The sequence below is a fragment of the Microbacterium sp. LMI1-1-1.1 genome (assembly GCF_040815675.1).
Lineage (GTDB): Bacteria > Actinomycetota > Actinomycetes > Actinomycetales > Microbacteriaceae > Microbacterium.
Genome location: NZ_JBFPNN010000007.1, coordinates 700534 through 727313 on the forward strand (window position 1 = coordinate 700534; position 26780 = coordinate 727313).

Sequence of the window (26780 nt, forward strand, 5' to 3'; positions counted from 1 at the left end):
CTCCGTGCCGTGCGTGCCGTGCATGCCGGGCCGTGAGGTGGCGCAAATGTACGCGCGCGGGGTTCTGGCGCGTGCATTTGCGGCACGTCAGCGGTGGGCTCCGGGTCGTGAGGTGGCGCAAATGTACGCGCGCGGGGTTCGAGCGCGTGCATTTGCAGCAAGTCAGCGCTGGGCTCCGGGCCATGAGGTGGCGCAGAGAGACGCGCGGGGGGCCACGGGTCGAGGATCGGCCTGGCGGCATCCGGCTTTCGGTCCGATAGCGTCGAAAGTCTCATGACCGACTCCTCCTCGCTCGCCCGTCCGCTCATTGCGGGCGTCGTCACGGCCCTCGTCGGCTTCACGAGCACCTTCGCCGTCGTCCTCACCGGTCTCCAGGCGGTCGGTGCGACGCCGGGGCAGGCCGCCAGCGGCCTGCTGGCGATCACCCTCGTCGTCGGCGTCGGCTGCATCGTGCTCGCCACGCGCTACCGGATCCCGATCACGATCGCCTGGTCCACCCCGGGCGTCGCCCTCCTCGCCGCCACCGGCGCGGTCGACGGCGGCTGGCCCGCCGTCGTCGGCGGCTTCCTCGTCTCGGCGGCCCTCATCCTCTGCACCGCGCTCTTCCCCCCACTGGGGGCGCTCATCGCGCGGATCCCGCCGTCCATCGCGCAGGCCATGCTCGCGGGCGTCCTGCTCCCGCTGTGCGTCGCGCCGTTCGTCGGCCTGGTGGACGACCCATGGGGAGTGGCCCCGGTGCTGGTCGTGTGGCTGGTGGCATCCCGACTCCTGCCCCGGTGGGCGGTCCCGCTCGCGTTCGTCGCCGCGATCGCCGTCGTGTCGGTCGAGCTGGCCCGGTCGGGCGCGGACATGGATGCCGCCTCCCTCCTGCCCCGCCTGGAGCTCACCGTCCCGACGCTCACGGTCGGGTCGGTGGTGGGCATCGCCCTGCCGCTGTTCGTCGTGACGATGGCGTCGCAGAACGTCCCCGGCGTCGCCGTCATGAAGAGCCTCGGCTACACGATCCCGTGGCGGCCGGCGATGCTCGTCACCGGGCTCGGCTCGGCGCTGGCCGCGACCGCGGGCGGGCACGCGGCCAACCTCGGGGCGATCAGCGCCGCCATCGCGGCCGGGCCGGACTCCCACCCGGACCCGAAGAAGCGGTGGGTCGCCGGGGTCTCCGCCGGCGGCATGTACCTCGTGCTCGGCGCATTGTCGGCCGCCTTCGCCGCGATCGTGCTGCTCGCCCCGCCCGGGGTCATCCCGGCGGTGGCGGGCGTGGCGCTGTTCGGCGCCTTCGGCTCGGCGGTGCAGCAGGCGATCGACGACCCGGGGGAGCGGGTGCCCGCCGTCGTGACCTTCCTCGTCGCGGCATCCGGGATCGCCATCGCCGGCGTGAGCGCCGCGTTCTGGGCGCTGGCGGCCGGCCTGCTCGTGCGCACCGTGCTGCACGTCGGGCGACGCCGGGCCTGAGGCGCCGCGGGGCGTCGCGGAACTCGCAGAATGCCGCGAAGCTCGCAGAATCCGGGCGGAATGCTGCGAGATCGACGCGATTCTGCGAGCGGAGGCCGCACGCGTCAGTGCAGTGCGCCGCCCGACGCGCGTCAGTGCAGCGCGCCGCCCACGAGGGCCGCGTCGGCGGGGGTGTCGACGGCGGTCCGCACCGCGATCTCGAGCGCGCGGGCGATGTCCGCGAGCGGGAGCGACGGAGCACCGGCGGGGGCGGTCTCGGTCGCGTAGGGGACGTGCACGAAGCCCGCGCGGACGTCCGATCCCGCCGTGGCGTGCAGCGCTGCGTACATCACCTGGTTGCAGACGAAGGTCCCCGCGGTGTGCGAGAGGGCGGCCGGGATGCCACCGGCGTCCACGGCCGCGGTGATCGCCTTGACCGGGAGCGTGGCGAAGTAGGCCGCGGGTCCGTCCGGCACGACCGGCGCGTCGACCGGCTGGGCGCCGTCGTTGTCCGGGATGCGGGCGTCGGCGAGGTTGACGGCCACGCGCTCCGGGGTGACGGCGGTGCGACCGCCGGCCAGTCCGACGGCCAGGACGACCGACGGACGGTGGGCGGCGATGAGGTCTCGCAGGCGGGCGGGTGCTCCGTCGAACGTCACGGGGAGCACCTCGGCGACGAGCTCCTCCGGGCCGGTCCACCGCTCCGCGACGAGACGGACGGCGTCCCCGGACGGGTTGGACGCGTCTCCGGCGAAGGGGACGAACCCGGTCAGCAGCACGGTGGTCATCGCCCCAGGCTACGTCGGGCCGGTCAGCCGAAGGCGAACTCCGTGCGGATGCGATCCCGGGCCTCGGCGTACTCCGGCTGACCGTCGAAGAACCGCAGCTTCTCGCCGATCACGGTGTCGGCGTCGGATCTCTCCTCCAGGACGTAGGTCATGAAGCTCTCGGCGAAGTCCTCCGCCACGTTGGTCGCGGCATAGTCGCTGACGAAGTCGTCCTCGTGATCCTGGTAGAACTCCCACGCCCGGTCGGGGTCGTCGTTGTCCGGGTCGGGGGCGTCCTCGTATCCGCTCCAGAACCGCTGCTGGAAGGACGTGAGCGCGGCATCGGGACGGAGGCATCCCTCGTTCGTCTGCACCGTCTCGCAGGAGTCGGTCCCGTGATCGGTGTCGTCGGCGCCGAGGCTGAGGATGTGCGCGTACTCGTGGACGAGCGTCGACAGCAGCAGGTCCGGGTCGTCGGCGTACGCGAGGTTCGCGGCGAACACCCACAGTCGTGGGTCCGCGTCGCGGTAGACGTAGGCGAGGGTGTCGCTGTCCGGGTTGTCGCCGACGCGGTACTGCCGGATGGTCGCGGCGGCGAAGTCGGGGGTCACCACGCGGGTGAACTCGTCCCACACCTCGCGGGCGCGCCGGTCCGGCTCGGGGGACAGGATGCCGTCGGCGTCGACGTCGTGGACCACGACGGCGCCGAAGTCCTCGTCCTCGTCGCGCGGAGCCCCGCCGAACCCGAGGACGGAGGTGACGGCGGACCCGGCGAACGCCCACACCATCGTCCCCGCGAGCACCGCGATCGACGCGGTGAGGAGGACGATCCAGCGGACGCGCACGCGTTCACCCTACGGCCCGCTCCGCCGGCGACGGAACGGACGGCATCGACCGAGTCGACCGACGCGACCGGGTCAGGGGGCGGCATCCACCGCCCTAGACTCGATGATCGTGGTCACCCGTCTGTCGAACTTCTTCCTCCGCACGCTCCGCGAAGACCCCTCGGATGCCGAGGTCACGAGCCACCGCCTGCTCGTGCGCGCCGGGTACATCCGTCGCAACGCCCCCGGCATCTTCGCGTGGCTGCCGCTCGGTCTGAGGGTCAAGGCCAAGATCGAGACGATCGTCCGCGAGGAGATGGCGAACGCCGGTGCGTTCGAGGTGCACTTCCCGGCGCTGCTGCCGCGCGAGCCGTACGAGCAGACCGGCCGCTGGGAGGAGTACGGCGACGCGCTGTTCCGTCTGCAGGACCGCAAGGGCGCCGACTACCTCCTCGCGCCCACGCACGAGGAGATGTTCACCCTCCTGGTGAAGGACCTGTACTCGTCCTACAAGGACCTTCCCCTCACGCTGTTCCAGATCCAGGACAAGTACCGCGACGAGGCGCGCCCCCGCGCCGGCCTCCTGCGCGGGCGCGAGTTCACGATGAAGGACGCCTACTCGTTCGACGCGTCGGACGCGGGGCTGGACGCCTCCTACCAGGCGCAGCGCGACGCCTACGAGCGCATCTTCCAGCGCCTCGGCCTCGAGTACGTCATCGTCGCGGCCGACGCCGGCGCGATGGGCGGCTCCAAGTCGGAGGAGTTCCTGCACCCGACCCCGATCGGCGAGGACACCTTCGTCCGTTCGGCCGGCGGCTACGCCGCGAACGTCGAGGCGTTCACGACGGTCGCGCCCGAGGCCCTGCCGATCGACGGTCAGCCCGAGCCCGTCATCTTCGACTCGCCGAACACGCCGACCATCGCGACGCTCGTCGACCACGCGAACGCGCACCTCGACGCCCCGGCGGCCGGGATCGCCGGTCCGGCCACCGCCGACGCGGCGGAATGGACCGCGGCCCACACGCTGAAGAACGTCGTGCTCGCCCTCACCCACCTCGACGGCGAGCGCGAGCTGGTCGTCGTCGGTCTGCCGGGCGACCGCGACGTGGACGACAAGCGCGTGGAGGTCGCCTTCGGCCCCGCGGAGGTGGAGGCCGCCACCGCCGACGACTTCGAGAACAACCCGCTGCTGGTCAAGGGCTACATCGGCCCGTGGTCGCCGACCGGTCCCGTGCTCGGCGCGGAGTCGGCGACGAAGATCCGCTACCTGCTGGACCCGCGCGTCGTCGACGGCACCGCCTGGATCACCGGCGCGAACATCGACCAGAAGCACGTCCACTCGCTCGTCGCCGGCCGCGACTTCGTCGGCGACGGCTTCGTCGAGGTCGCCACCGTTCTGCCGGGCGACCCGGCGCCCGACGGCTCCGGTCCGGTGGAGCTGGCCCGCGGCATGGAGATCGGCCACGTCTTCCAGCTCGGTCGCAAGTACGCGGAGGCGCTCGGGCTGAAGGTGCTCGACGAGAACGGCAAGCTCGCCACCGTCACCATGGGCTCCTACGGCATCGGCGTCACGCGCATCCTCGCGATCATCGCCGAGCTCAACAACGACGACAAGGGCCTCGTCTGGCCGACGACGGTCGCGCCGTTCGACGTGCACGTCGTCGCCACGGGCAAGGACGCGGTCGCCTTCGACCTCGCCGCGTCGGTGGCCGAGAAGCTCGAGGCATCCGGTCTCGACGTCCTCTACGACGACCGTCCCAAGGTCTCGCCCGGCGTGAAGTTCGGGGATGCCGAGCTCGTCGGCATCCCGCGGATCCTCATCGTCGGCCGCGGCGCCGCCGACGGCCAGGTCGAGCTGTGGGACCGTCGCACCGGTGAGCGCGAAGCGCTCACCACCGACGAGGCTCTGGCCCGTCTGACCGCCTGACGGGTCGACCGTCCCCGCCCGGCCCCGATGCGGGCGGGTCGGGGGCGGGGCCCCGCCCTCGCGGCATCCGTCCCCGCCGTCCGGCCCCGCCGGGGCCCGGTAGCGTGAGGGGCATGATCGCGGCTCCCCGTCTCACGCTGTCCGACGGCAACACCATCCCCCAGCTCGGGATCGGCACCTACAAGGTGCCGGCGGACGTCACCGCCGACCTCGTCGCCGGCGCGCTCGCGGCCGGGTACCGGCACGTCGACACCGCGGCCCTCTACGGCAACGAGACGGAGGTCGGCGAGGGGCTGCGCGCGTCCGGTCTGGACCGCGAGGACGTCTTCGTCACGACCAAGGTGTGGAACGACGACCAGGGCTTCGACGAGACGCTCCGCGCGTTCGACGCCAGCTCCTCCCGCCTCGGCCTCGACCGCGTCGACCTGTACCTCATCCACTGGCCCATCCCCAGCGCCGACCGCTACGTCGACACGTGGAAGGCGCTCATCCGGCTGCGCGAGGAGGGACGGGTCACGTCGATCGGCGTGAGCAACTTCTCGACGGTGCACATCGACCGTCTGCGCGACGAGACCGGCGTGCTGCCCGTGATCGACCAGGTCGAGTTGCATCCGCGGTTCCCGCAGGACGAGCTCGTCACGGCGAACACCGCGCGGGGGATCGTCACGGAGTCGTGGGCGCCCCTGGCCCGCGGCGGTCTCCTCGACGAGCCGGTGCTGGCGGATCTCGCGGCCCGCTACGGCAAGACCCCCGCCCAGATCGTGATCCGCTGGCACCTCGACCGCGGTCTCGTCCTGTTCCCCAAGTCGGTCTCGCTGTCCCGGCTCGTCGAGAACGGCGACGTCTTCGACTTCACCCTGGATGCCGCCGACCACGAGGCCATCGCGACCCTCGACACGGGCGAACGCACCGGTCGCAACCCGGACCTCGACTGAGGTCGTCCGCGCTCACACGTCCAGTCGGGCGTACCGGGCGCGGAACACGGTGAAGACCCCGTAGGCGAGAAACCCCACGCCCACGAGGATGCCGAGGACCGGACCCGCCGGGAGCGCCAGCAACGCGCTCACCGCACCGTCCAGTCCACCGGCGGTCTCCGCCTCGACCGTCACGGCGGCGATCACCAGCAGCACGCCGACCACGCCGAGGGCGACGCCCTTGGCGAGGAAGCCGAACACGCCCAGCGCGGTGAGCACGGTTCCCCACGGCCCGTCCGGCTCCCGCACCTTGTCGTGGAACGAGCGCCGCACCCCCATGACGAAGAAGCCCACCCCGACAGCGGCGACGGTGATCCCCGCGGCGCCGAGCACGAGCCCGCCGAGGGGGAAGGTCAGCACCGACCGGCTGATGTCCTGCGTCGTCTCCTCCGCGTGCGGACGCGCGCCGAGGGCGACGGATGCCGACAGGCACCCGATGACGAGGAAAACGATGCCTTGGGGCGCCTCGGACAGCACTCGCCCGAGCCGCTTCCAGCCGGACAGCCCGCGCGGGGCGACGGCCTGCAGCACGTGCCAGCCGCCGAGGGCGACGAGCCCGAACGCGAGCGCCCAGAGCGCCACAGCGCCCAGCGGTGCGGCCGCGAGAGCGCGGAAGGCGCCGGTCTGGTCGCTCTCCTCCCGGCCTCCGAAGGTCACGGCCAGGACGAGCACGCCCACGAGCAGGTGCAGGATGCCGTTGGCGGCATATCCCGCGCGCGCGGCCGCGCGGAAGGCGGTGCTGGACTCGGCCGTGCGGGCCGCCGAGCGCGCGGAGGAAGGCACTCAGGAACCGTAGTCCGGTGCGCGCCCGCTGTCGATCACGCGCTCCGGCGCGTCGGACGCAAGGCTCCGTGGCATCCCGGTCCCCTGTCTAGGATGGCCGGATGTCCGCCGCTCGCCGCCGCCTCTCGCGACGGTGGAGCGCCCTGCCCGCTCTGGTCCGGAACGCGCCGCCCCGGGTGCTGCTGATCCTCGGGGTCGTGGTCGTCGTGCTCGGCGGGCTCATCGTCAGCCGCCCCCTCACCTCGCTCGTCCTCCTCGGTGTGTACGTCGGGGCGAGCGCGGTCGTGATGGGCGTCGTCGAACTGATCGGACGGCCGACCGGGTGGTGGGCGCGCGGAGTGGCCGTCGCGTGGGTCCTCGCCGGGGTCGCCGTGCTGGTCTGGCTGGGGCGGAGCCTGGAGCTCCTGCCGCCCGTCCTGGCGGTGCTGCTGATCATCGGCGGTCTCGCCACGATCGGTGAGGCGCTCAGCCGCGGCGTGCCGAGCTCGAGGATCCTCGCGGCCTCCTGGGGGGCGACGCAGGTCGCGTTCGGCGTCCTGTCCTTCACCTGGCCGGACGTGACGGTGCTCGTGCTCGCCCTCGTCTTCGGTGTGCGCACCATCGTCTTCGGCGTCGGGATGGTGGCTCAAGGGGTCCGCGGCATCCGTCGTCCCCGGGTCCGCCGGACGCCCTTCGACTCGGCCGCGGCGGTGCGCCGTCGACGTGTGCGCCGACGCTGGACCGCCGGCGGGAGGTACGCGCTGTCGGTGCTGCTCGTGCTCACGGCCGCCGGCGGGTGGTGGCTGAACGACTGGCTGCAGGACGGCGCTCCGGTGGTCGACGCGTTCTACGACCCGCCGGCCGACGTGCCCGGCGGGCACGGACGTCTCATCCGGTCGGACTCCTACAACGGCCGCGCCCCGCAGAACGGCGACGTCACCCGCATCCTGTACACGACCCGCGACGCGGTGAGCCGGCCGGCCGTCGCGAGTGCGCTCGTCATCGTCCCGAAGGACCCTCCGCCGGGCCCCCGTCCCGTCGTGATCTGGAACCACGGGACGACGGGCGTCGCGCAGGGCTGCGCGCCGAGCCTGCGGGATGCCACGGCGACGCGGTGGGCGATCCCCGCCCTCGAGCAGGCGCTGAAGGCCGGGTGGGTCGTCGTGGCGTCCGACTTCTCGGGGCAGGGGGCCCCGGGGACGTATCCGTACCTCATCGGCAAGGGCGAGGCCAGGTCATCCCTGGATGCCGTGCTGGCGACGGCCGAACTGAGCACCGACCTGGTGCTCTCGCCGGACACCGTCGTGTGGGGCCACTCGCAGGGCGGTCACGCCGCGCTGTGGACGACGGCCATCTCGGAAGAGTACGCCCCGGGGATCGACGTGCTCGGCACCGCGGCGATCGCGCCCGTCGCGGATCCGAAGGCGCTCGCGACGGAGCTGCTGTCGGGACCGCCCAACGCCCTCCTGTCCGTGCTGACGTCGTGGGTGCTCGTGCCGTACTCGGAGACGTACGCCGACGTCCACCTCGACGACTACATCGCCGAGGGCTCGCGTTCGATCGTGCTGGAGATGACGCAGCGGTGCCCGACCGAGCCGGGCGTCGTCGTGTCGGTGCTGACGGCGCTGGGAGTGGGGGAGGACCGCCCGCTCTACACCGCCGACCTGACCGAGGGCGCGCTCGGCCGCCGTCTGGAGGAGAACGCGATGACCGCCGCCCTCGGGACGCCGATGCTCATCGCCTGGGGCTCCGAGGACGAGGTCATCCCGCCGCGTCTGCAGGAGGAGTACATCGCGACGCTGTGCGCGGAGGGGCAGCCCGTGCGCTGGGCCACCTACGCCGGCTACGACCACCTGCGGCCGCTGCTGCCGAAGTCGCGGTTCCTTCCGGTGCTCTACGACTGGACGAAGGGGCTGTTCGCCCGCACCGACCAGGTCGTCGACGGGTGCGGCCTGCGCTGACCGCGCCGCGCTCTGCTCTGCCCTGACCCGCCGCGCCCTGCCCTGGGGTGCCGCGCCCTGGGCGCTGACGTGCCGCAGATGTACGCGCGCCGCCGCACAATGGGGCCATGATCAGCGCGCGCATCGATCCCGAGTTGCGCGCCGCGCTGGCGATCATCGGGGGAGTGTTCCCGCCGACCATCACCCCCGCGCTCGTCCCCTTCATGCGCCGCTCCTACGCATCGAGCCCCCGCGAGCGGCTGCTCGAGACGTTCGCGGTCGAGGTGGTCGACACGGCGTTCCGTACCTTCGACGGTGTCGAGATCCCGGCCTCCGTGATCTCCCCTCTCGGTCTCGAGTCGGCGGCGGACCCACGACCGGCGATCGTCTCCTTCCACTCCGGCGGGCTGATGTTCGGGGACCGTTTCAGCGGCATGGATCCGATGCTGGACATGGTGGAGCGCCTGGGTGCGCGTCTGGTCACCGTGGACTACCGCCTCGCGCCGGAGCACCCATACCCGGTGCCTCTCGAGGACTGCTACGCGGCGTGGGAGTCCGTGATCGACGGTGCGGACCACCTGGGCATCGATCGGCGGCGCGTGATCCTCGGCGGCGCGAGCGCGGGCGGGGGGCTCGCCGCTGCCGTCGCCCTCCTCGCGCGAGAGCGCGGCGGCCCTCGCGCCACCGGGATGCTGCTGGACTACCCGATGCTCGACGACCGCTGCGCCACGGCCTCGATGACGGAGCTCGAAGGGATCGTCGTGTGGGACCGAGTGAGCAACCAGACCGGCTGGGAGGCCTATCTCGGTGAGCGCTCCGGTGGCGAGGACGTGCCATGGGCGGCGGCGCCCGGTCGGGCGCCCGACCTCTCCGAGCTGCCGCCGGCCTATCTCGACGTCGGCACCGTCGACGTGTTCCACGACGAGACGGTCGCGTTCGCGGCGCGACTGCGGCGAGCTGGCGTGCCCGCCGAGTTGCACGTGTGGCCCGGTGCCTTCCACGCGTGCGACGTCTTCGCTCCGCACACCTCGATCGCCCGCGCGATGATCCGCGCGCGTCGCGAGTGGGTGCGGAGGGTGCTGTTCGGGTGAGATCGCTGTGCGGTGGAAGGGGGAGCGGGTCATAATCGTGGCGGTGCGAAGGAGGACCGGATGCAGGAACTGCTGGGGCGTCTGGCCGCACTCGACCCGGGGGCGCGCAACAGTCTCCGTGTGATCGCGTGCTTCGACGAACTGGTGATCGGGAACGTCCCGCCCCGGGCGTTGCTGGCAACGGCCGCCGCGCTCTCCGGCGCCGTCGTGGGCGCAGCCTTCGGCGGTCGGGTCGAACGCGTCGATCGCCGGGGCGACGAGGTGACGACTCACCCGGGGATCCACCGGCGATGCCAGTACGAACGCGAGGGTCTGCGCGTGTGGATCGAAGGGGAAGACCCTGCCGCGGCGGACGACGCGCTCGTGCTCGAACGTCTGGCCCTCGCCCTCCGAGTGCGGGTCGAGCCGCCCCACCGGGCCGTGCGCCGTCGCGACCTGCCGCTGCTCCTGGACGGCTTCTCGGTCGAGGCCGACCGCGCCGCGGCGGCGGCACGCCTGCTTCTCGCACCGGACGGCTGCTACCGGGTCGTCGCCGCGCCGCTGTTCGCCTTGTGGGAGAGGCATCCGCAGGGCCCCGAGGACGTCCTGACCACCGCGGGAGGCCCCGTCCACGTCGCGGTCCTCGCCGAAGGCGTACCCGACCCGGTCGGCGCGCCCGTCGGTGTCGGCCTCCCGGTCGCGGTGACAGAGCTGTCGTCGTCGTTGCGAACCGCTCTGATCGCCGTGCGCCTGCACGACGGGGTCTCGCGGGTCCCGGTCCGCGCGGAGGATCTCGGGGGCCTCGCCGTCGTGCTGGCCGAACAGTTCGAACGCGGCACACCCGGCCCCGATCACGACGCCGTCGCGCGCATCGTCGCACATGCCTGGGGAGAGAAGACCCTCGACGCATTGGTGCGGACGACCTCGCTTCGGGAGGCCGCGCGCGTCCTCGGCATCCATCCGAGCACGCTGTCCGCGCGCTTGCAGACCGTGATCGCCGTCCTGGGATTCGACCCGGTGACCGGTCTCGGGCGAACGCGACTGGGCATCGCCTTCCTGCTCTGGCGGCTGCGGGCGTCCCGTGTCCTGGACCTCCCGGTGCGCTGAGGGAGCGCCGGTGGCACCCGACAACCGTCGGGCCCTGGCAGGGCGATCACGCTCGATCGTCGGTTCCGGGGGCGAGGTGTCGGCGAGCACAGTGAGGTCACGGCTCTCCGCCGTACCCGACACGAAGGAGTGGACATCATGATCGCCAATGCGTACTACTCGCACGAGATGCACGAGGACTTCGTGCTCGTCTCGATCGGCCGCCTCGATCTCGAGGAAGGCGGGGTCCTGCCCGACTGCCGGTTGGCGGTGCGGACCTGGGGCCGAATGAACGATGCGAAGGACAACGTCGTCCTCATCCCCACCTGGTACTCCGGGACCCACCAGATCTGGGCCGACGCGTACGTGGGTCCGGGGCACGCGCTCGACCCGGAGCGTTACTTCATCGTCTGCGTCAACCAGATCGGGAACGGGCTCTCGACGTCTCCGCACAACACCGAGGACTCGAGCATCTCGATGTCCCGTTTCCCCCGGGTTCGCATCGGCGACGACGTCGTCGCGCAGGAGCGGCTGATGCGCGAACACTTCGGCGTCGAGCGCCTGGCGCTCGTCGTGGGTGGTTCGATGGGGGCCCAGCAGACATACGAGTGGGCGGTGCGTTTTCCCAAGAAGGTGCTTCGCGCCGCTCCGATCGCCGGCACCGCGAAGAACACTCCTCACGACTTCCTCTTCACCGAGACGCTGAACGAGCAGATCTGGTCGGACCCGGGATGGAACGGCGGCGAGTACGCCTCGAACACCGATGTCCTCGACGGTCTGACCCGGCATGCCCACCTGTGGGGCACCATGGGCTTCTCGACGGAGTTCTGGAAGCAGCAGAGATGGTCGGACCTGGGGTTCTCGACGCAGGAGGCGTTCCTGGTCGACTTCCTCGAGCCGTACTTCACCGCGATGGACCCGAACGACCTGCTCACGATGGCGTGGAAGTGGCAGCGCGGTGACGTGTCGAGGCACACGGACGGAGATCTGGCGGCGGCTCTCGGCCGCATCACGGCGACCACGTATGTCATGCCGATCAGCGAGGACATGTTCTTCCCCGTGCGCGACTGCGCGGCCGAGCAGGCGCTCGTACCGGGCAGTGAGCTCCGTGTCATCGACGACGTGAGCGGCCACCTGGGGCTGTTCGCCGTCAATGCCGGCTTCATCCCGCAAGTCGATCGTCATCTGAGCGACCTTCTGGCCGTCCCCCGCACCTGAGCGCTCCGCCCCGCCGGTCCCGGGGCACCGGCCCCGTGTGCTCGCCACCGGCGGGGAGGTACCTCGTGGTGCGTTCGGTCCTGCTGGGGCGCTGACTTGCCGCAGATGTACGCGCGCCGCAGCGCGGGGCGTACATCTGCGGCAAGTCAGCGCTTCGGCCGACGTTCCAGCGGCGGGGCTACAGGCGCGGGTCGACGGGCTCGGACTCCATCGCGAGGACGCCGAACACGGCCTGATGGACCCGCCACAGCGGCTCCTCGGCCACGAACCGCTCCACAGCCTCGACGCCGAGCGCGTACTCGCGGAGGGCCATCGAGCGCTTGTGGCCGACGTCGCGGTCGCGGAGTCGCTCGAGATGGGCCGGCTCGAGGTAGTCCGGGCCGTAGATGATGCGCAAGTACTCGGCGCCGCGCACCTTGATGCCCGGCTGAGCCAGCGCTCGGGTACCGCGGACGAGGCCCGCCGTCGGCTTGACGACCATGCCCTCGCCGCCCGCGGCGGTGAGCTCCTCCCACCACCGGGTCGCCGCAGCCTCCGACTCCTCCGACGAGAGATCGACCGCGACGTGCCGGGTGCGGCGGATCAGCTCGCCGTCGGCATCCGCGAGTCGATCCGCCACGGACAGGTGCCACTCGTGGTCTCGTCCGAGATGACTCGCCCCCTCCGATGCCAGTAGTTGGAAGGGAGCGAGCTGCACCCCCTCGAGCCCCGATGCCGGCTGGGTGTACCGCCGATACGCGTCGCGGTAGCCTTCGGCGTTCGCCGCGCGTCGTTCGGCGCGATCGCTCAGCGCGGCGACGTCCACCCCGCGCGCGGCGGCCGTGCGCAGAACGCGGGTGGCCGCCGGGAGGGCGGCGGTGGCGGCGGCAGCGACACTGGCGTACAGGTCGCGGATGAGCGGGCCGGCCTTCAGCGACCACGGCAGCAGCTCCGCGTCCAGCAGGAGCCAGCTCGCGTCGAGCTCGGCCCACAGGCCGCTCTCCTCGACCGCGTGGTCGAGTCGCGCGAGAAAGGCGTCGTTCGTGGCATCGTCGAAGAAGGGGCGGCCTGTCCGCGTGTGCACGACCCCTCGCCACCCCCGCGGCGCGCCGAAGCGTTCGGCGTCGCGCGTGAGAAGGACGACGGCGCGGGAGCCCATGTGCTTCTCCTCGCAGATCACGCGGTCGAGTCCCTCCTTGCGGAAGGCGTCGAACGCCTCCGCCGGGTGCTCGAGGACGCCGTCGCGTCGGGACGCGTGCGGCGGGCTCATCGTCGGCGGCAGGTAGACGAGGCGCCGCGGATCGATCGCGAAGCGGCTCATGACCTCCAGGGCACCGGCGGCGTTGTCCTCGCGGACGCCGACCTTCCCGAACACCCGCGTCTCGACGACCTGCTTGCCCAGGACGTCGTCGATCCGGAGGACACCGGGATGCCGCACGGTCGCGCCCGCGCCCCGGTCCAGCGGTGCCGCCGGCTCGTACCAGACGCGCTCGGCCGGCACGTCGACGACCTGTCGCTCGGGGTATCGCAGGGCGCTGAGCTTGCCGCCGAAGACGCACCCGGTGTCCAGGCACATCGTGTTGTTGACCCACTCCGCCTCGAGCGTCGGCACGTGACCGTAGAGCACGGTGGCGCTTCCGCGGTAGTCCTCCGCCCACGGCAGCCGCACCGGGAGCCCGTACTCGTCGGTCTCGCCGGTGGTGTCGCCGTAGAGCGCGAACGCGCGAACACGCCCGGACGCGCGACCGTGGTACTTCTCGATCAGTCCGGCGTGCGCGACCACCAGCCGCCCGCCGTCGAGGACGAGGTGCGACACGAGCCCGCGGCAGAACTCGAGCACCTGCCGGCGGAACTCCTCGGTCTCGCCGGCGAGCTGGGACAGGGTCTCGGCCAGGCCGTGGCTCGGCTGCACCTTCTTGCCCTCGAGTGCCCGGACCAGCTTGGCCTCGTGATTGCCCGGAACGGCCAGGGCGTGCCCGCCCGCGACCATCCCCATCGCCAGCCGCAGCACCCCGGGGGCGTCCGGTCCGCGGTCGACGAGGTCGCCCAGGAAGACCGCCCGACGTCCCTCCGGGTGGACCGCGTCGACGGGGCGACCGCTCTCATCGCGGACGAGGCCGTACCCGAGCTTCGTCAGGAGGGCCTCGAGCTCCGAGCGGCAGCCGTGCACGTCGCCGATGGCGTCGAAGGGGCCGCTTTCGCTCCGCAGATCGTTCAGGAGCGGCTCCCGCACGAACTCCGCGGTCGCGATCTCGTCCACTCCGGACAGCACGTGAACCCGCCGGAATCCCTCCTTGCCCAGGTGACGGAGGGAGCGGCGGAGCTGATCGTGCTGACGCTTGACGACCGACGCCCCGAACGAGCGGTCGGAGCGCGCGGCGTTGCGTTCCACGCAGACGCTCTGTGGAACGTCCAGCACCACGGCGACGGGGAGGACGTCGTGCTCGCGGGCCAGGTTGATGAGGGATCGCCGCGACTCGGGCTGGACGTTGGTCGCATCGACGACCGTCAGCAGTCCGGCATCCAGTCGTTTCCCGGCCACGACGTGAAGCGCCTCGAACGCGGCCGCCGTGGCGGACTGGTCGTTCTCGTCATTGGAGACCAGACCGCGGAAGAAGTCGCTCGAGAGCGTTTCGAACGGGCCGAAATGGGTGGCCGCGAAGGTCGACTTGCCCGAGCCGGACGCTCCGACGAGCACGACGAGCGAGAGCTCGGGGAGGGTGAGGCGCGTCATCGGTCGGAGACCTTCCGGAAGAGGGCGAGCTGGGTGGGGGAGCCCGCGGAGGCGTCGACGTCTCCGACGGAGCGGTACTCCACGGCATAGCCGTACCGGGAGGCCACGCCCTCCGCCCATCCGCGGAACTCCGCACGCGTCCACTCGAAACGGTGGTCCTCGTGTCGGAAGGCGCCGGGGTGGAGCGTGTCGTAGAAGCGGTTGTACTCGCTGTTCGGAGTGGTGACGACGACGGATACCGGAGAGGCCCCGCCGAACACCGAGGCCTCGAGAGCAGGCAGCCGTTCGATGTCGACGTGCTCGATGACCTCCATCAGCACGATGGCATCCAGGCCGGAGAGGCGGTCGTCCTGGTACGTGACCGACGACTGGATCAGGCTCACCCTCTCGCGCTGGCGGTCGCTCGCCTCCGAGAGCTTGAGGCGGCGGGCGGCGCGCTCCAGAGCATGCGCCGACACGTCGGAACCCACGACCCTCGTGAGGGCCGGGTCGGCGACCAGGCGTTCCAGCAGAGCGCCTTCACCGCAGCCGACGTCCCCCACCGCTCGCGCTCCGACGTCTCGCAGCGCCGCGAGCACGGCGTCGGCGCGGGTCGCGGCGAGCGATCGCACCCTCGGCGCACTCTCCGCGGCCGCCACGAGACCGCTCGCGGGGGTGTCCTCCAGCGCTTCCGACATCGACTCCAGAGCGGTGTCGACCATCGACTTCTGGTGGGCGAGGTAGCGGCGGGTGATGAGCTCGCGCTCGGGGTGGTCGTTCAGCCACCCCTCGCCGGCCCGCTTCAGCTTGCCGACCTCGTCGTCGGACACCCAGTAGTGCTTGGAGTCGTCGAGCACCGGGAGCATGACATAGAGGTGCCGGAGCGCGTCGCTCAGCCGCACGGTGCCACGCAGGGCGAGATCGACGTAGACGGAATCGCCCCATTCGGGGTGGGCGGGGTCGAGGGGGATCGGCGTCTCGGTCACGTCCCATCCCAGCGGACCGAACAGGCGGGTGGCCAGTCCGTCGGTGGCGGGCCCGCGCGCGGGAACCGCGGCCACGGTGACCTCGAGGGGGAGCGCCGCCGCCGCCAGCTCGGGGAAGCTGTCGCTCCGTCCTGTCATCGCCGTGCGGAAGACCTGCCCCAGTGCGACCGCGACCATCGACGAGGACACGTAGGGGCGGTCGTTGACGTACCGGCTGAGCGTCTGGGTGGCGCCTCCGCGGAAGTTCTTGTTGCGCGCGAGGTCGATGGGGTCGATCTCGAGGAGCATCGCGACGGTGCAGCGCTCGTCGCCGACCTCGGGGTAGAACACATGCGCCACCCCGACGCCGAGGGGGAAGCTCTGTGCGCGATCGGGATGCTTGCGCAGCAGGTGACTCAGGTGGGACGCCGCGGGAGCGGTCGAGGTGAGGGTGACGAGCACGGGTGCCTCCGATCGGTGTCACACAATCGCTCAGCCTAGGGCGACCCCTGCCCTGCCCTGCGGCGCTGACTTTCCGCAGATGTACGCGCGCCGCCGCGCGGCGCGTACATCTGCGACAAGTCACGGCGTGCAACGACCAAGGAGCGCGTCGCGAACGTCGGGCCGGCACGGCCCGGGGGCGCCGGACGAGGGACCGATACTGGGGCGATGCCGTGAACATCGTGTTTCACTCCGCGTCGACGTTGGCGGTCGCGGCGCGCACTCACTACCGTCGTGCTGTGACCGAGAACACCTCTGCCGCCCCCGCCCCGCGTCCGACGCACTCGCTGGCCGTCTCGCCGGTGATCGCCCCCGCCGCCTCCGTCGACGGGTTCGTCAAGCAGTTCCTGCAGAACCTCAACTTCGACCAGGGCGTCGCGCTCTCGGCATCCCATGTCAACGACCGCTACCTGGCGCTGGCCAGCACGGTCCGCGACTACCTGATGGCGCGCTGGTTCGACGACCGCGCGCAGCAGAAGAAGCTGCAGGCCAAGACGGTCTGCTACCTCTCGGCGGAGTACCTGCTGGGCCGTCAGCTCGACAACAACCTCCTCGCCGCCCGTCTCACCGACATCGCCACCGAGGCGCTCGCCCAGTGCGGCATCGACATCGACGACCTCCGCGCTGTCGAGATCGAGCCGGGCCTCGGCAACGGCGGCCTCGGGCGCCTGGCCGCGTGCTTCATCGACTCCCTCGCGACGATGAGCGTGCCCACGATCGGGTACGGCATCCGCTACGAGTACGGCATCTTCCGTCAGGCGTTCGCCGACGGCCAGCAGGTCGAGCAGCCGGACGCGTGGCTGCGCATGGGATCGCCGTGGGACTTCCCGCACCCCGAGCACGCCCAGACCATCTCGTTCGCCGGGACCACCGAGACGTACGACGACGACGGCGTCGAGCGGACCCGCTGGGTGCCCGAGTGGAACGTGCTCGCCGTGCCGTACAACATGATGGTGCCCGGCTACCACAACGGCCGCGTCAACACCCTGCGCCTGTGGCGCGCGGTGGCCACGAACGCCTTCGACCTGCACACCTTCAACTCGGGCGACTACGTCCAGTCGGTCCGCGCGCAGACGTTCGCCGAGAACATCTCGAAGGTGCTCTACCCCGAGGACTCCACCCCGCAGGGCAAGGAGCTGCGTCTGCAGCAGCAGTACTTCTTCGTCGCGGCATCCATCGCCGACTTCATCGAGAACGTCCTCCCCGACGACTTCGACCTCGAGGGGCTGCCCGAGCGGGTCATCTTCCAGCTCAACGACACCCACCCCGTCATCGGCGTGCCCGAGCTCATGCGGGTGCTCGTCGACGAGAAGAAGATGGACTGGGATGCCGCCTGGGCCATCACGCAGAAGTGCTTCGCCTACACGTGCCACACCCTGCTGCCGGAGGCCCTCGAGGTCTGGTCGGTCGACCTGCTCGGGCGCCTGCTGCCCCGTCACCTCGAGATCATCTACCGCATCAACGACGAGTTCCTCCTCGAGGTGCGGGAGCGGTTCGGCGACGACGAGATGCTCATCCGCAATATGTCGATCATCGGCGAGCACCCGTACCGCTCGGTGCGCATGGCCTACCTCGCCACCGTCGCGGGGTCGAAGGTCAACGGCGTCGCGGAGCTGCACTCGCAGCTGCTGCGCGACAACGTGCTGAAGGACTTCGCCGAGATGTGGCCGGACAAGTTCACCAACGTCACCAACGGCGTCACGCCCCGCCGCTTCCTCCGCCTGGCGAACCCGGACCTGTCCTCGCTCATCACCGAGGCGCTCGGCGCCGGCTGGACGGTCGACCTCGAGCGCCTGCGGGGCCTCGAGGCGCTCGCCGACGACGCCGACTTCCGCGAGCGGTTCGCCGCGGTGAAGCTGTCGAACAAGCGCCGCCTCAGCCGGGTGCTGGAGGCGCGCGGCGAGGACGCCCTCGACGACAGCCACATGCTCGACGTCATGATCAAGCGTCTGCACGAGTACAAGCGCCAGACGCTGAAGGTCCTGCACATCGTCAGCACCTACGAGGGGATCGTCTCGGGCCGTCTCGACGTGGACGCCGTGCAGGCGCGCACGTTCCTGTTCGGCGCGAAGGCGGCGCCCGGCTACGGCATGGCCAAGCGCATCATCCACCTCATCAACGCGGTCGGCGAGGTCGTCAGCGCCGACCCGCGCGTGCAGGGCAAGCTCAAGGTCCTCTACCCGGCCAACTACAACGTCACCCTCGCCGAGAGCATCATCCCGGCGGCGGACCTGTCCGAGCAGATCTCGCTCGCCGGCAAGGAGGCGTCCGGCACGGGCAACATGAAGCTCGCCCTCAACGGCGCGCTCACGATCGGCACGGACGACGGCGCGAACGTCGAGATCCGCCAGCTCGTCGGCGACGACAACTTCTTCCTCTTCGGCATGAGCGAGCCCGAGGTCGAGGCCCTGTGGACCGAGGGCTACCGGCCCGCGGACTTCTACCAGCGCGACGAGCGGCTGCGCAGCGCGATCGACCTCATCGCCGGCGGCGCGTTCTCGGACGGGGACCGCACGGTCTTCGAGCCGCTCGTGTCGAACCTGCTGTACGAGGACCGGTTCATGGCGCTCGCCGACTTCGCCTCGTACCTCGACGCGCAGGAGCGGGTCGACGCGGCGTACGCCGACCAGGACGCGTGGGTGCGCTCGGCCATCCTCAACGTCGCCCGCAGCGGCTACTTCTCCTCCGACCGTGCGATGCGCGACTACCTCGACCGCATCTGGCACGCGACACCGGTCCGGTGAGCGGTTCCGGATGCCACGGCCTCGCTGCCGTGGCATCCGGGTCCCTCCGGTGCGCGCTCCGGCCGTGGAAGCGGTCCCGGGTCGCAGGCTCGCGGCATCCCGGGTATCGTAGGGGGGTTGTCGGCGCCGGTCGCGTCGACGAGAGCTGAATAACGGAGGGCCTTGTGGACATCGATCTCGCACTTCTGAAGACGATCGAACGCGAGAAGGAGATCCCCTTCGACGAACTCGCGCGGATCATCGAGCAGGCGATCCTGACCGCCTACGCCAAGCACATCTCCCCGAGCGGCGAGATCCCCGCCGGCGCACGCGCGTCGCTCGACCGCAAGACCGGTCACGTGGGCATCTTCACGCCCGTGACCGATGACGAGGGCGCCGTCATCGGCGAGGAGGAGCAGGCTCCGGACGACTTCGGCCGTATCGCCGCGTTCGCCGCCAAGCAGGTCATCAGCCAGCGTCTGCGCGACATCGCGGACGACGCGGTGCTGGGGGAGTTCCGCGGCAAGGAGGGCGACATCGTCGCCGGCGTCGTGCAGCAGGGCCCGAACCCGCGCATGGTGCACGTGGACCTCGGCACGGTCGAGGCGATCCTCCCCCCGGAGGAGCAGGTGCCCGGCGAGACCTACCCGCACGGCTCCCGTCTGCGCGTCTACGTGACGAGCGTCGCGAAGGGCAACAAGGGCCCGCAGATCACGGTCTCGCGCACGCACCCGGGCCTGGTCCGCAAGCTGTTCGCGCTCGAGGTCCCCGAGATCGCCGCGGGCCTGGTCGAGATCGTCTCGCTGGCGCGCGAGGCCGGCCACCGGTCGAAGATCGCCGTCAAGGCCAACGACCCGACCGTGAACGCCAAGGGCGCCTGCATCGGCGAGCTCGGACGACGCGTCCGCGCGGTCACCGAGGAGCTCGCCGGCGAGAAGATCGACATCATCGACTACGACGCCGAGCTGCCCCGCTTCGTCGCCAACGCCCTGTCGCCGGCGAAGGTCACGTCCTCGTTCGTCCTGGACGCCTCGATGAAGGCGGTCCGCGCCCTGGTGCCCGACTACCAGCTGTCGCTCGCCATCGGCAAGGAGGGCCAGAACGCGCGTCTGGCCGCCAAGCTCACCGGCGCCAAGATCGACATCCAGCCCGACAGCATCCTCGAAGACAACTGAGGAGCCGATCGTCCCCACGATCGCGAGGTGTAGGATGGAACCCGTACGAACGTGCGTCGGATGCCGCGCACGCGCCCCCCGATCCTCGCTGCTGCGAGTGGTCGCGGAAGGACCGGTCCTCGTCAGAGACGAGCGGGCGATCCTCCCGGGCAGGGGAGCGTGGGTGCACGAGACGGATGCGTGCGTGAGCAAAGCGCTCGCGCGCCGCGCTTTCGTACGAGCATTGCGTGTGTCAGGCCCGCTTGACACGCAGACCTTCGAATCAACCCTCCAGCGAAACGGCTGAACGGCTATGGACACGAAGTGAACGGCTCGAAATGAGACCCGTCCGCAACTAACGGTCTGCCCTGTCCGGGGTAGGCCCTCAGACAGGAGAATTGTGGCAAAACCACGCGTGCACGAGATCGCTTCCGAGCTCGGCGTCGACAGCAAGGTCGCGCTTGCGAAGCTGAAGGAGCTCGGCGAGTTCGTCAAGAGCCCTTCGTCCACCATCGAGCCCCCCGTGGCTCGTAAGCTCCGCGCCGCGCTCGCGGCCGAGAGCTCCGGCTCCTCGGACGCCAAGCCCGCCGCCTCGGCGGTGCGCCCCGGCGTCCGGCCCGGTCCGGTGCGCCCCGCGGCGACCCCGGGCAGCCGTCCGACCCCCGGTCCCGCGAAGCCGGCCGCTCCGGCCGCTCCGGCTGCGGCCCCCGCGGCATCCGCCCCCTCGACCCCGGCTCCGGCCGCGCCCGCCGCTCCGGCCGCGGCCGCGCCCTCGGCTCCGGCCGCCCCGTCGACCCCCTCGGCTCCGGCCCCCAAGGGTCCGAACCCGGGTTCGGCGGCGCCCAAGCCCGGTCCCGCCGGCGCGACGCCGCAGCCCCCGCGTCCCGGTGGCGCGCGCCCGGGCAACAACCCCTTCGCGTCCGCGCAGGGCATGGGCCAGCGCCCCTCCGGACCGCGTCCGGGCAACAACCCCTTCGCCTCGGCGCAGGGCATGGGCCAGCGTCCCACCCCCGGCAACATCCCGCGTCCCCAGGCCCCGCGTCCCGGCGCCCCCCGTCCCGGAGCCCCGCGCCCCGGCGGTGCGGGTCGTCCCGGCGGCGGCGGTCGTCCCGGCGCTCCGTTCCAGCAGCGTCCCGGCGGTCCCGGTCGTCCCGGCGGTGCCGGCGGCGGCTTCCAGCGCCCCGGTGGCGGCGCCCCGGCGGGCGGCGGTTTCGCCGGTCGTCCCGGTGGCGGCGGCGGTCGTGGCCGTGGTCCCGGCGGTGGTACCGCCGGTGCCTTCGGCAAGGGCGGCGGCAAGTCCAAGCAGCGCAAGTCGCGTCGGGCGAAGCGGCAGGAGTTCGAGATGCGGTCGGCGCCGGTCGTCGGCGGCGTCAACGTCTCGAAGGGCAACGGCGAGATCATCCGTCTGCGCCGCGGCGCCTCCATCGCCGACTTCGCGGACAAGCTCGAGGCGCTGCGCGGCTACACCGTGCAGCCCGGCACGCTCGTGACCATCCTGTTCAACCTGGGTGAGATGGCCACCGCGACCGAGTCGCTCGACGAGGCCACCTTCGAGGTGCTCGGCGCGGAGCTCGGCTACAAGATCCAGATGGTCTCGCCCGAGGACGAGGACAAGGAGCTCCTCGAGGGCTTCGGTCTCGACCTCGACGCCGAGCTCGAGGCCGAGAGCGAGGACGATCTCGAGATCCGTCCTCCCGTGGTCACCGTCATGGGCCACGTCGACCACGGTAAGACGCGACTGCTCGACGCCATCCGCCAGACCAACGTGGTCGCGGGCGAGGCCGGCGGCATCACGCAGCACATCGGTGCGTACCAGATCTGGACCGAGCACGAGGGCATCGAGCGCGCGATCACCTTCATCGACACCCCGGGTCACGAGGCGTTCACCGCCATGCGTGCCCGTGGTGCGCAGGTGACCGACATCGCGATCCTCGTGGTCGCGGCCGACGACGGCATCATGCCCCAGACGGTCGAGGCGCTGAACCACGCCCAGGCGGCGAACGTGCCGATCGTGGTCGCGGTCAACAAGGTCGACAAGCCCGACGCCAACCCGGCCAAGGTGCGCCAGCAGCTCACGGAGTACGGTCTGGTCGCCGAGGAGTACGGCGGCGACGTCATGTTCGTCGACGTCTCGGCCCGACAGAACCTCAACATCCAGGCCCTCCTGGATGCGGTCCTGCTCACCGCCGACGCCGGTCTCGACCTGACGGCCAACCCGAACAAGGCGGCCCGCGGTGTCGCGATCGAGGCGAAGCTCGACAAGGGTCGCGGTTCGGTCGCCACGGTGCTCATCCAGTCCGGAACCCTCCGCGTCGGCGACGCGATCGTCGCCGGAACGGCCTACGGCCGCGTCCGCGCGATGATGGACGAGAACGGCGAAGCGGTCGAAGAGGCCTACCCGTCGCGTCCGGTCCAGGTGCAGGGTCTGAACTCGGTCCCCCGCGCCGGTGACGTGTTCATCGTCACCGAGGAGGACCGCACCGCCCGCCAGATCGCCGAGAAGCGCGAAGCCGCCGAGCGCAACGCCCAGCTGGCCAAGGCTCGCAAGCGCATCTCGCTCGAGGACTTCACCCGCGCTCTCGAAGAGGGCAAGGTCGAGTCGCTCAACCTCATCATCAAGGGCGACGTGTCGGGTGCCGTCGAGGCGCTCGAGGAGTCGCTGCTCAAGATCGAGGTCGACGACAGCGTCCAGCTGCGCATCATCCACCGCGGTGTGGGTGCGATCACCGAGTCGGACATCAACCTGGCCACGATCGACAACGCGATCGTGATCGGCTTCAACGTCCGTCCCGACACGAAGGCCCGCGAGCGCGCCGCCCGCGAGGGTGTCGACGTCCGGTTCTACTCGGTCATCTACAACGCGATCGACGATGTCGAGCAGTCGCTCAAGGGCCTGCTCAAGCCGGAGTTCGAAGAGGTGCAGTCGGGTGTCGCCGAGATCCGCGAGGTGTTCCGCTCCTCGAAGTTCGGCAACATCGCCGGTGTCATCGTGCGGTCGGGAACGATCACGCGCAACGCCAAGGCCCGCGTCATCCGCGACGGTGTCGTGCTGGCCGACGGTCTGGCCATCGAGTCGCTGCGCCGCTTCAAGGACGACGTCACCGAGGTCCGCACGGACTTCGAGGCGGGTATCGGCCTGGGCAAGTACAACGACATCCAGATCGGCGACGAGATCGAGACCACGGAGATGGTCGAGAAGCCGCGAAGCTGATCGCATCGAGCGGGGGTCGCGTCTTCGGACGCGGCCCCCGTTCGGGCTTCCGCAGAGAAGAAGGAGAAGGACGTGGCAGGGGAACGACAGGCCCGCGTGGCCGACCGCATCCGTGTGGTGCTGGCCGAGCGGCTCGAGAAGGGGCTGCGCGACCCGCGGCTCGGATTCGTGACCATCACCGACGTGCGGGTCACGGGTGACCTCCAGCGCGCCTCGGTGTTCTACACCGTCATGGGCGACGAGGCGCACCGCGCCGACACGGCCGCCGCGCTGAAGTCGGCGACCGGCATGCTGCGCAGCGAGGTCGGCAAGCACCTCAACACGCGCCTCACCCCGTCGTTGGAGTTCATCCTCGACGGCATCCCCGAGAACGCCGACCACATCTCGGCGCTGCTGCGCGAGGCGCGGGAGCGCGACGAGTCGGTCGCCGGCCTCGCGGCCGCCGCGGCCTACGCCGGCGACGCCGACCCGTACGTGAAGCCGCGCGAGCAGGACGACGAGGACGACGACCTCGACGAGGACGACGACCTCGACGAGGACGACGACCGGGCCTGAGCCCGCACGATCGGACGGCCGGACGCCCCCTCACGGGACGTCCGGCCGTTCGTCATGTGCGAGGACGGCGGCCGGGGTGAGGGCAGGACGGCCGGCGAGGAGAGGGCTCTCGGGCGGCGGACGGGATCAGGATGCCGCGTGGCCGGGCAGACGCAGGAGACCGGCCGACGCCTCGGCGAGGCCGTCCGCGATGAGGGAGTCGATCGCGCGGTCGCGCTGGACCGGGTCGGGCCAGGACGGCAGGACCTCGGCGAGGACGACGGGGGAGGGGGCGGCATCCCGAAGCGCCTTCAGCACCGCGCCGCGTGCCTGCCGGTCGCTGCCCTCGTACGTCGCCTGACGGCGTCGGCGGTCCTCGGAAGCGGGGTAGCCGGCGGCCCGCCACGCGCAGAGGTCCGCGAGCGGACAGGCCTCGCACTTCGGCGAACGGGCGGTGCAGACGATCGCCCCCAGCTCCATGGCCGCGGCGTTGACGACGGCGGCCGCGGCGACGTCGGCGGGCAGCTGCGCCTCCATCGCGGCGAGGTCCACCCGGCCCGGAGGGCCCGGCTGAGCAACGCCGTCGACCACCCGTGCGAGGACGCGGCGCGTGTTCGTGTCGACCACCGGATGCCGGTCGCCGTAGGCGAACACGGCCACGGCCCGGGCGGTGTAGTCGCCGATGCCCGTCAGCGCCAGGAGGGACTCCACGTCGCGGGGGACGACGTTGGCGTGCCGGTCGCGGATCTCCACCGCCGCCCGGTGCAGCCACAGCGCCCGCCGCGGGTAGCCGAGGTTCGCCCACTGGGTCACGGCCTCGCCCGGCGGATCCGCGGCGAGGTCCGCGGGGGTGGGCCAGCGGGTCAGCCACGCCTCGAGGTGCGGGATGACGCGGGCCACGGGGGTCTGCTGCAGCATGAACTCGCTGACGAGAGTGCCCCAGGCGTCGAACCCGGCGCGGCGCCAGGGGAGGTCGCGGGCGTTGTCGCGGTACCACGCGAGCAGGGGCGCGGCGATCTGCGGCATCCCTCCACCCTACGAGCCCTGCGGGGCGGGGCGTCGCTCCCGGCGGCGAGCGGTCCGGCGTCCGAGCGATCGCTCGAGAGGGGAGGAGCGGCGGGCCGCGACCGTAGGCTTGTCCCATGCCCTCGACCACCGTCTCGTCCCTCGCGCGCAGCCTCCGCGACGAGGCCCGCCAGCACTACCGCTCCGGACGGGTCGTCCTCGCCGTCGACGGTCCCGACGGCGGGGGACAGGCCGCGCTCGCCGACGGACTCGCCGCCGCTTTCGCCGCGTCCGGCACGACCGCGTTCCGCGCCCCCGCGGCCGTGTCCGACGGTCCCGAGGGCGCCCGCGTCGACACGCTCCGCCGCGACCTCGTCGCACCCTTCCGTGCCGGCGAGGCCGTCGGCCGCCCCGTGACCGTCGCGGAGGACGGCGAGGAGTCACCGCACGACGGCCCGGACGCGGTCCTCGTCGTCGACGGGACGCGCCTGCACGCGGCCGACGTCCGAGGACTGTGGAACTGGTCCCTCTGGCTCGAGGTCGCGCCCGCGGTCGCGGCGGCACGGGTGGCCGAGCGCGACGGCACCGACCCCGATCCGGCGGCCGAGAGCAACCGCGCCGCGCGCGAGGGCTTCCAGCGGTACGTCCGCGAGGCGCGTCCCCGGCAGGCCGCCTCCGCGATCGTGGAGAACTCGGATGCCGCCCACCCCGTGCAGATCTTCGGGGACTTCTGCTGATGGTCCGTCCCGGCATCCTCCTGGTCGACAAGCCCGGGGGCGTCACCAGCCACGACGTCGTCTCGCGGGCCCGTCGCGCCCTGGGCACCCGCAAGATCGGCCACGCGGGCACGCTCGACCCGATGGCGACGGGTCTGCTCGTCCTCGGCGTGGAGGGGGCCACGCGCCTGCTCACCTTCATCGTCGGCGCCGACAAGACGTACGAGGCGACCATCCTGCTGGGGGTCGCGACCGACAGCGACGACGCCGACGGCACGGAGACGGACCGGGCGGATGCCGCCACGGTGGCGGCCGTGACCGACGAGGCGATCGCGGCCGGCATCGCGCAGCTGACCGGCGAGATCGACCAGGTGCCGAGCCGCGTGTCGGCGATCAAGGTGCAGGGCAGACGCGCGTACGAGCTCGCCCGCGCGGGCGAGGAGGTCGAGCTCGCCGCGCGGCGCATCACCGTCTCGCGCTTCGACGTCCGCGCGATCCGGCGCTCACCCGGGACGATCGCGCTGGACGTCGTGGTGGACTGCACCAGCGGCACGTACATCCGCGCGCTCGCGCGCGACCTCGGTGCCGGACTGGGCGTCGGCGGGCACCTCACGGCGCTGCGCCGGACGCGCATCGGGGGGTTCGCCGTCGAGGACGCGGTGAGCGCGGACGCCATCGCCGAGCAGGCGCTGGTGGATCCGGCGACCGCCGCCGGGGACGTCGTCGGTCCGCTCCCCGTGAGCGCCGACGAGGCCCGTGACCTCCGCCACGGCAAGCGCATCGACGGCGGCGACCGCCTCCGCGGCCCGCTCGGGGCGGCCATCGACCCGGAGGGGCGCCTGGTCGGCGTCGTCGAACGGCGCGGCGCGCAGCTGAAGAGCGTCATGAACATGCCCGAGGAGGTCGCCCGATGATCCTGTGGTTCACCCTGGTCCAGGTCGGCATCGCCACCCTCGCCGGAGTCGTCGCGATGATCGCGGGTCTCGCCGGGCGCCGTCCGGGCGACGTCACCGTCGGCTCGCTCGCCCTCATCGAGGTGCTGCTGCTGGCGCAGATCGTCACGGCGATCATCGCGCCGCTCGCCGGCAACCCGCCGACGGGCAGCCTGCTGGAGTTCTGGGTCTACCTCGTCTCCGCCGCGCTCCTGCCGCCCGCGGCGGCCGCGTGGGCGCTGCTCGAGCGCAGCCGATGGAGCACCGTCATCATGGGCGTCGCCGCCCTCGCCGTGGCCGTCATGGTCTGGCGCATGCACGTCATCTGGACCGTGCAGGTGGCCTGAC

21 protein-coding genes are annotated in these 26780 nt (G+C 71.7%); 15 read left to right on the top strand and 6 right to left on the bottom strand.

Features of this window, described 5'->3' with window-relative positions; translation table 11 throughout:
* Positions 1–273: 273 nt before the first annotated feature.
* Positions 274–1452: a benzoate/H(+) symporter BenE family transporter gene (locus MRBLMI1_RS09135; RefSeq protein ID WP_367730355.1), complete on the top strand. Its 1179-nt coding sequence runs from the start codon at positions 274–276 to the stop codon at positions 1450–1452.
* 131 nt (positions 1453–1583) lie between these two features.
* Here the strand turns inward: MRBLMI1_RS09135 and pcp are convergent, their stop codons facing one another.
* Both pcp and MRBLMI1_RS09145 read right to left on the bottom strand, forming a co-directional pair.
* Positions 1584–2219, bottom strand: coding sequence for a pyroglutamyl-peptidase I (gene pcp, locus MRBLMI1_RS09140; RefSeq protein WP_367730357.1), 636 nt, complete (start codon positions 2217–2219; stop codon positions 1584–1586).
* Positions 2220–2242: 23 nt separating this feature from the next.
* Entirely contained in the window at positions 2243–3043 is an 801-nt protein-coding gene (locus MRBLMI1_RS09145) for an NADH:ubiquinone oxidoreductase subunit 4 (chain M) (protein ID WP_367730359.1), read from the bottom strand.
* A 109-nt stretch (positions 3044–3152) separates the two neighbouring features.
* Between MRBLMI1_RS09145 and MRBLMI1_RS09150 the strand changes: the two genes are divergently transcribed.
* Entirely contained in the window at positions 3153–4949 is a 1797-nt protein-coding gene (locus MRBLMI1_RS09150) for a proline--tRNA ligase (RefSeq protein ID WP_367730361.1), read from the top strand.
* Positions 4950–5062: 113 nt separating this feature from the next.
* On the top strand, positions 5063–5884 hold the full coding sequence (locus MRBLMI1_RS09155; RefSeq protein WP_367730365.1) for an aldo/keto reductase: 822 nt from the start codon (positions 5063–5065) through the stop codon (positions 5882–5884).
* Positions 5885–5896: 12 nt separating this feature from the next.
* Here MRBLMI1_RS09155 and MRBLMI1_RS09160 read toward each other — a convergent pair whose 3' ends face one another.
* Positions 5897–6706: a DUF1206 domain-containing protein gene (locus tag MRBLMI1_RS09160; protein WP_367730367.1), complete on the bottom strand. Its 810-nt coding sequence runs from the start codon at positions 6704–6706 to the stop codon at positions 5897–5899.
* Positions 6707–6807: 101 nt separating this feature from the next.
* On the opposite strand from MRBLMI1_RS09160, the gene MRBLMI1_RS09165 reads away from it, so the two are divergent.
* From MRBLMI1_RS09165 to MRBLMI1_RS09180, 4 genes are all read left to right on the top strand, one after another.
* The gene (locus MRBLMI1_RS09165; protein ID WP_367730369.1) at positions 6808–8646 is read left to right on the top strand and encodes a lipase family protein; all 1839 of its coding nucleotides are present in this window, start codon (positions 6808–6810) and stop codon (positions 8644–8646) included.
* A 107-nt stretch (positions 8647–8753) separates the two neighbouring features.
* Positions 8754–9716, top strand: a complete 963-nt coding sequence (locus MRBLMI1_RS09170) for an alpha/beta hydrolase fold domain-containing protein (RefSeq protein ID WP_367730371.1) — start codon at positions 8754–8756, stop codon at positions 9714–9716.
* Positions 9717–9776: 60 nt separating this feature from the next.
* The gene (locus tag MRBLMI1_RS09175; protein ID WP_367730373.1) at positions 9777–10802 is read left to right on the top strand and encodes a helix-turn-helix domain-containing protein; all 1026 of its coding nucleotides are present in this window, start codon (positions 9777–9779) and stop codon (positions 10800–10802) included.
* Between the two features lie 138 nt (positions 10803–10940).
* Complete coding sequence (locus MRBLMI1_RS09180) at positions 10941–11999, top strand: alpha/beta fold hydrolase (protein WP_367730375.1); 1059 nt, start codon at positions 10941–10943, stop codon at positions 11997–11999.
* A 178-nt stretch (positions 12000–12177) separates the two neighbouring features.
* Here MRBLMI1_RS09180 and MRBLMI1_RS09185 read toward each other — a convergent pair whose 3' ends face one another.
* Complete coding sequence (locus MRBLMI1_RS09185; RefSeq protein WP_367730377.1) at positions 12178–14712, bottom strand: polynucleotide kinase-phosphatase; 2535 nt, start codon at positions 14710–14712, stop codon at positions 12178–12180.
* Positions 14709–16118, bottom strand: coding sequence for a 3' terminal RNA ribose 2'-O-methyltransferase Hen1 (locus MRBLMI1_RS09190; RefSeq protein WP_367730379.1), 1410 nt, complete (start codon positions 16116–16118; stop codon positions 14709–14711). The genes MRBLMI1_RS09185 and MRBLMI1_RS09190 overlap by 4 nt, the downstream gene beginning before the upstream one ends.
* A gap of 278 nt (positions 16119–16396) precedes the next feature.
* Between MRBLMI1_RS09190 and MRBLMI1_RS09195 the strand changes: the two genes are divergently transcribed.
* The 5 genes from MRBLMI1_RS09195 (at position 16397) to rbfA (ending at position 23800) form a co-directional block, all read left to right on the top strand.
* Positions 16397–18901, top strand: coding sequence for a glycogen/starch/alpha-glucan phosphorylase (locus MRBLMI1_RS09195; RefSeq protein WP_414685841.1), 2505 nt, complete (start codon positions 16397–16399; stop codon positions 18899–18901).
* Between the two features lie 164 nt (positions 18902–19065).
* The gene (gene nusA, locus MRBLMI1_RS09200; RefSeq protein ID WP_367730381.1) at positions 19066–20055 is read left to right on the top strand and encodes a transcription termination factor NusA; all 990 of its coding nucleotides are present in this window, start codon (positions 19066–19068) and stop codon (positions 20053–20055) included.
* Between the two features lie 34 nt (positions 20056–20089).
* Positions 20090–20341 (top strand): YlxR family protein, encoded by a 252-nt coding sequence (locus MRBLMI1_RS09205; protein WP_367730383.1) that lies wholly within the window; start codon positions 20090–20092, stop codon positions 20339–20341.
* 93 nt (positions 20342–20434) lie between these two features.
* Positions 20435–23245, top strand: coding sequence for a translation initiation factor IF-2 (infB, locus tag MRBLMI1_RS09210; RefSeq protein WP_367730385.1), 2811 nt, complete (start codon positions 20435–20437; stop codon positions 23243–23245).
* 72 nt (positions 23246–23317) lie between these two features.
* The gene (gene rbfA / locus MRBLMI1_RS09215) at positions 23318–23800 is read left to right on the top strand and encodes a 30S ribosome-binding factor RbfA (RefSeq protein ID WP_367730387.1); all 483 of its coding nucleotides are present in this window, start codon (positions 23318–23320) and stop codon (positions 23798–23800) included.
* A gap of 126 nt (positions 23801–23926) precedes the next feature.
* Here rbfA and MRBLMI1_RS09220 read toward each other — a convergent pair whose 3' ends face one another.
* Positions 23927–24805, bottom strand: coding sequence for an A/G-specific adenine glycosylase (locus tag MRBLMI1_RS09220; protein ID WP_367730390.1), 879 nt, complete (start codon positions 24803–24805; stop codon positions 23927–23929).
* Positions 24806–24921: 116 nt separating this feature from the next.
* Between MRBLMI1_RS09220 and MRBLMI1_RS09225 the strand changes: the two genes are divergently transcribed.
* The 3 genes from MRBLMI1_RS09225 to MRBLMI1_RS09235 are packed head-to-tail and all read left to right on the top strand — an operon-like array spanning position 24922 to position 26779.
* On the top strand, positions 24922–25521 hold the full coding sequence (locus MRBLMI1_RS09225; RefSeq protein ID WP_367730392.1) for a uridine kinase: 600 nt from the start codon (positions 24922–24924) through the stop codon (positions 25519–25521).
* Positions 25521–26414: a tRNA pseudouridine(55) synthase TruB gene (gene truB, locus MRBLMI1_RS09230; RefSeq protein WP_367730394.1), complete on the top strand. Its 894-nt coding sequence runs from the start codon at positions 25521–25523 to the stop codon at positions 26412–26414. The genes MRBLMI1_RS09225 and truB overlap by 1 nt, the downstream gene beginning before the upstream one ends.
* The gene (locus MRBLMI1_RS09235; RefSeq protein ID WP_367730396.1) at positions 26411–26779 is read left to right on the top strand and encodes a hypothetical protein; all 369 of its coding nucleotides are present in this window, start codon (positions 26411–26413) and stop codon (positions 26777–26779) included. The genes truB and MRBLMI1_RS09235 overlap by 4 nt, the downstream gene beginning before the upstream one ends.
* The last annotated feature ends 1 nt before the right edge of the window (position 26780 follow it).